The following is a 5,705-nucleotide window of genomic DNA, read 5'->3' as shown; positions in this document are numbered from 1 at the left end:
AGGAGGGCATTCTCGTTCTACGCCACGCTCACCCACCGACCCACACCGGTGGATCAGGGCTCAGGCGTCGACGGTTGACGGAGTGGCATGCAACATGCCACTCTATGGCTTCCCTCGGTAGCTAAGCAGTACTTGTGCGTTCTTCTTCCCTGGTCCCCGAATTTCTGTTCAGGGCGAGAGGGCTCGTTCGCCGTTGTTGCATGAGGGGGCCGGACCCTTAGGGACAATTCGGCACCCCGTCTTGAGCGACCGAGCTTTGAGATGATCGACCTGAATAGTATATTCGCAACCGCCGCGAGTTCATTTTTCGAGCTTCGTCGGCAACGCGGGAAGAGACACAGATGTTGCGCTGAGTGCGAATCAAGCAGCTTCCCTAGGCAGTACCTGTTGCATTCGAACATCGTTAGAGCGGTAGGAGAGAAATGGTCGACACAGGCTCGGTCGAAGAGACGATCTTCACGTGGGGTGCACCACCCTTGAAGTTTGGGGCCGGCGCCACTGACGAGATCGGATTCGAGGCCTCTGGCTTCGGGATGACTCGGGTCCTCATTGTGACAGATCGGGGAGTTGCATCCATCGGAGTTCCACAGCGCATCTCCGACGGACTGAAGAGGTATAATATTGAGTCGGACATCTTTGCTGATGTGCACATCGAGCCGACCGATCAGTCTATTTCATCAGCCGTTGACTACGCTCGTCAAGAAGGGCCGTGGGACGGATTTATTGTCGTCGGCGGCGGATCCGCAATTGATACCGCCAAGGCGATCAATCTATTGACGAGCTACCCTGGTGAGTTGATGGATTACATCAATAAGCCTATCGGTAAGGCCAAGGTTCCGCCTGGACCTCTCAAGCCTCTCATCGCGGTTCCAACAACTGCGGGTACTGGTTCAGAGTCTACTGCTATGTGTGTCATGGACATCCTCTCGATGAGAGTCAAGACCGGGATCAGCCACTGGCGTCTGCGTCCCACCTTGGCGGTTGTCGATCCACTTCTGACGCTGACGCTGGCGCCGGAGGTCACCGCGGCATCCGGCATGGACATCGTATGTCATGCTCTCGAATCCTATACGGCGAAATACTATACGCAGTTTGATCGTAAAACCCCTGAAGCTCGTGTCACATACTGCGGTTCCAATCCTGTGTCGGATCTGTGGTGCGAGAAGTCGATGGCGCTGATTTCGCAGTCACTTCGCCTATCAGTACTCGATGGACACGACAATATTGAAGCGCGATCCAACATGATGCTCGCCGCGACATTCGCAGGCATGGGCTTCGGGAACGCAGGCGTTCACATCCCGCATGCTAATGCATATCCAATTGCTGGGATGGTGAAGGACTACCGCCCGGCTGGATATCCGCAGGAAGAAGCAATGGTGCCTCATGGGCAGGCCGTTTCTTTGACGGCTCCGGAAGCATTCCGCTTTTCGTTCGACAGCGCCCCCGAGCGTCATCTTCGCGCCGCTGAGCTGATTAACCCCGAAGCAGCTAGCGTCGGTGCGCCGGCCGAGCGGCTGCCGTCAGTACTGATTCAGCTGATGCGTGATATCGACATCCCTAACGGCCTTGGCGGTGTGGGGTACTCCGAGTCTGATGTCGCAGATCTCGTTCCTGGAACGATGAAGCAGCAGCGTTTGCTGTCGACATGCGCAAGGACTCCTACAGAGGATGACATCGCCTCGATCCTGACGAAGTCAATCTCTAACTGGTAATGGTTCACCTCTGTGGATAGGTAGCTGGCCGGTTGAGGCTCTTCGAAGATTGCCCGGAGGTGTCGGTAAATGCTTACAGGGGCACACTTCAGCAGACCGTCTGTTTTCTTGGTTCCCTTGTCAACTTCCACATGTCCTCGTGGCCTGACTGCTCGGGTGGTGAAAGGCTCGTGGCTCACTTCGAGTGACCGTGCGCCAGCCGTATGAGTGATGACATTATACCTACTGTCGCTGCAGCCACCGCATTGAAGGCTGAGCTCACGAAAGCAGTTCGCGGCGCAGTTCGTTTTGACTCTGCATCTCAGGCGATGTATTCGGCGGATGCTTCTAATTATCGGCATGTACCGATAGGTGTAGTCGAACCTCGTGATGCCGAGGATGCTGAAGCGGCAATGGCCGTGTGTCGTGAGTATGGTGTAGCGGTTTTGCCGGTTGGAGCTCGTACCTCCATCGGCGGACAGGCTGTGAACACCGCGGTTGTACTTGACTTCACCAAGCACATGAACCGCATCGTCGAGATCGATCCATCAGAGCGATCCGCCCGTGTTCAGCCAGGACTCGTCCTCGATACGCTCAGAGACGCGGTACGCGCTCATGGACTGACTTTCGGCCCCGATCCGTCAACGCACAATCGCTGCACCCTCGGCGGCATGATCGGCACGAACGCCTGCGGTTCACACTCGATGGCCTGGGGGAAGACGGTCGACAACGTCTTTGCGCTGGACGTGCTCACGTACCGCGGTGAAAGACTCAGTCTCGGACAAGGTGAGCCGGGAGTCGACGCGATCGGCATCCCCGGTGCGCTCCGAGATTTACGTGACAAGTTCGCCGACGATGTCAGGTCCAGTTTTCCGAACCTGACGAGACGAGTATCCGGCTATAATCTTGATCAGCTGTTGCCTGAGAATCAGTTCAATCTCGCCAAGGCCCTGGTCGGTACTGAAGGCACATGCGCGACAGTCCTGGAGGCCACCGTCCGACTCGTGGAGTCGCCGCCTCATCGTGCACTCGCGGTGCTGGGGTTCCCCGACGCCTACACCGCTGCCGACCATGTAATGGCTGTACGCGAGCATCGTCCGTTGGCGATCGAGGGCATGGACGCCGGCTTGATTGCTGCGTTGCGCGTATACAACCCGCTTGAGACCGCGAGCAAGCTCCTGCCCGACGGAGGTGGCTGGCTATACGTCGAGACCGGGGGCACCACCCGACGAGAGGCCGAGACCGCCGCTCGCGCGATTGCGGCGGCAATGAAGTCCTATGGCGCGACAAGCGTTGTCGTCGGCGATCCAGTCGTGATGAAGGCGCTATGGCGGATCCGGGAGGACGGCGCGGGGATTGTCACTCGAGGCCCGGACGGCGGTGAGGCATGGCCTGGCTGGGAGGATGCCGCTGTACCACCGGAGAACTTTGGCGCCTACCTGCGGGAGTTCGATGCTCTCCTATCGCGCCACAACCGTCGCGGTGCATACTACGGTCACTTCGGCGACGGCTGCTTGCACGTACGAGTTGACTTCGATCTGCTTACGACATCTGGCATCGCGGATTTCCGAGCTTTCATGGTTGATGCGGCCGATCTCGTCGTCGCTCACGGTGGTTCTCTCTCAGGAGAACACGGCGACGGGCAAGCCCGCGCGGAGCTCCTTCCCCGGATGTACCCTCCGCAGATCATCGCTGCATTTGAGGAGTTCAAGGACATCTGGGACCCGGACAACCAGATGAACCCGCGGCGAGTCGTGCGACCCGCCAAGATGGATGACGACCTCCGCGTGTTCGTTGGAATGCCAACCCTAAAAAATGCTCCCGAACTTGCTTTCACACATGATCGCGGCAGTTTTGCACGAGCCACTCGCCGGTGCCTGGGCGTCGGAAAGTGCATCACCGCTTCTGGGGGCGTGATGTGCCCGAGCTATCGAGCCACAGGTGAAGAAATGCACTCGACCCGGGGTCGTGCGCGCCTACTTTTTGAGATGGCTAACGGTGAATTGATCTCCGACGGTTGGCAGTCACCGGAGGTTGCGGAGGCCCTGGACTTATGTTTGTCGTGTAAGGGGTGCAAGCGCGACTGCCCAGTTGGCGTCGATATGGCCTCCTACAAGACTGAGTTTCTCGCTCAACGCTATAAGGGGAAGCTTCGTCCGGCATCCCATTATTCAATGGGCGCATTGCCTCGCTGGATGAGACTCGTCGGCCACCTCCCGGCGCCTATTGTTGATTTGCTCAATAGGGCTGCCCAAACTCCTCTTGCGGGAGTGGCCAAACGGGCTGGAGGAATTGCTCCGCAGCGCGCTGTACCCCGTATAGCGCGCCAACCATTCACGACGATCGTACGCCAGCGACGATCCAGTCGCAGACCTACTTCTACTGCTAACTCAGCGATGGATTATCGTAAATCACGCGGTCGACTGCTACTCTGGCCGGATACGTTCACCAACCACTTTGACCCGTCTATCGCCGCTGACGCTGTAGCAGTATTGTCCGCATTAGGATACTCAGTCGAGGTCCCGCCAGCGGCCGTCTGCTGCGGACTCACGTGGACGTCGACCGGTCAAGTTGAGACCGCTCGAAAGGTGTTGCGGCGCAGTCTTCACACGATCAGCCCCTGGATCGCTGATGGCGTTCCCGTGGTAGGCCTGGAGCCGTCCTGTACCGCTGCGCTACGCGTAGATGCGCCGGAGCTCTTGCCTAATGCGCCGCTTGCGCGCTCCATTGCAGGGAGCATTTTTACATTCGCCGAAATTCTTGCTAAGCATATCGACGAGCTTCGTGCTGCCGTCGTTCTGCCAGGGCAAAAGGCTATTGTCCAGGTACATTGCCATCAACATGCCGAGTTGGGAACTGAAGATGACGGAGCGGTATTCGCCGCGCTCGGCGTGAAGGCTGAAATTCTCGACTCAGGCTGCTGTGGCCTCGCCGGTAATTTCGGGTTCGAGAAGGGGCATTATGACATCTCAATAGCATGCGCTGAGAGAGTTCTGCTTCCGGCGGTACGCGAAGCCGACGCTGATACAGAGGTTCTCGCTGATGGGTTCAGCTGTCGCACCCAACTACGTGAAGCTGGAACCCGCGAGCCCCTCCATATGGCTCAGCTTGCTGCCCGCGCCCTCGGCCTGAAGGGGGCCGTCAGTTGGTGACGCAGGCGCTCGAGCAGATCGTGTTCGGTGGCGGCAACTCATAGACTCTGGAATGGAGAGTCCGATGTCAGAGATCATCCGAGAGTACTATCGTCTGCGATTGATTTTGCGAAGAGAGCACTTCACCTAGCCCGGATCTTTCGTCGTGAGGCCGGGCCTTGATCGACACCGGTGCTGGCCGGTGCGGCGGGGCTGATTCTGCCTGTTGGGTGTGACAGTTCGGCCGAGGTCGCTCGGGGCGCCGGGTCCACGTGCCGGTCGGGTTCCTGGGTCGTCGGGGCTGGCGGGCCGGGGTTCAGCCGGGGACGGCGAGTGCGTGAAGCTGGTCGAGTCCGTTGAGGATGAGCCTTGACCAGGGCGAGTGCGTCGGGAGGTGCAGCACGACCTGGCGGGCGTGGCGGGCGATCTGGGCGGGGATCGAGAACAGGCGCAGTCGCAGCCGTTTGGGTTCCCAGCGGCGGGCGGGATGCTCGCCGAACGCGAGCATCTGGGTCCAGGCGGTGATCTCACAGGCCAGCGCGACCACGGCCTGCCAGATCCGGTTCTGGTCGAGCTCGTGCAGGGCAGGTTCGTCAGCCCGGTGTCCTTCGCGGCCCGGATGCGGTCCTCGACCCGGGCGCGGCGGCGGTGGCGCAGCTCGAGGTCTGCGAGCTGGCGGTGCGGGCCGCCGGGACGGGTGTTGGTGGCGAATGCGTCGTAGCGCAACCCGTCCGGGTCGGTGATCCGCAGCTGCGCGCCGGGGTGTGGTCGCTCCCGGCGGACGATGACCCGCATCCCAGTCGGCCAGGGCGTGAGGTTCGGGCCTGTCAAGAAGTCTGTGTAAGTCGATCTAGGAAGGTGGTCAGGACAGGTAGGGGTTGAT

Annotated in this window: 2 protein-coding genes and 1 pseudogene; 2 read left to right on the top strand and 1 reads right to left on the bottom strand. The window is 59.7% G+C overall.

All coding sequences use genetic code 11. The features are described 5' to 3' along the window. Positions 1–422: 422 nt before the first annotated feature. Both PSD17_RS13305 and PSD17_RS13300 read left to right on the top strand, forming a co-directional pair. Positions 423–1,712 (top strand): hydroxyacid-oxoacid transhydrogenase, encoded by a 1,290-nt coding sequence (locus PSD17_RS13305; protein WP_014203922.1) that lies wholly within the window; start codon positions 423–425, stop codon positions 1,710–1,712. Between the two features lie 203 nt (positions 1,713–1,915). Further along, positions 1,916–4,843, top strand: a complete 2,928-nt coding sequence (locus tag PSD17_RS13300; protein ID WP_339122800.1) for an FAD-binding and (Fe-S)-binding domain-containing protein — start codon at positions 1,916–1,918, stop codon at positions 4,841–4,843. Positions 4,844–5,138: 295 nt separating this feature from the next. Here PSD17_RS13300 and PSD17_RS13295 read toward each other — a convergent pair. Continuing rightward, positions 5,139–5,705 (bottom strand): annotated as a pseudogene (locus tag PSD17_RS13295) (transposase); the annotation flags it as partial.

It is taken from the genome of Pseudonocardia sp. D17 (assembly GCF_036984265.1).
Classification (GTDB): Bacteria; Actinomycetota; Actinomycetes; order Mycobacteriales; family Pseudonocardiaceae; genus Pseudonocardia; species Pseudonocardia benzenivorans.
This window is presented reverse-complemented; position numbering and strand designations above follow the sequence as displayed.

Coding starts and splice junctions, on each gene's coding strand:
- PSD17_RS13305 (WP_014203922.1), top strand. CDS start 423: ATGGTCGACACAGGCTCGGTCGAAGAGACGATCTTCACGTGGGGTGCA.
- PSD17_RS13300 (WP_339122800.1), top strand. CDS start 1,916: ATGAGTGATGACATTATACCTACTGTCGCTGCAGCCACCGCATTGAAG.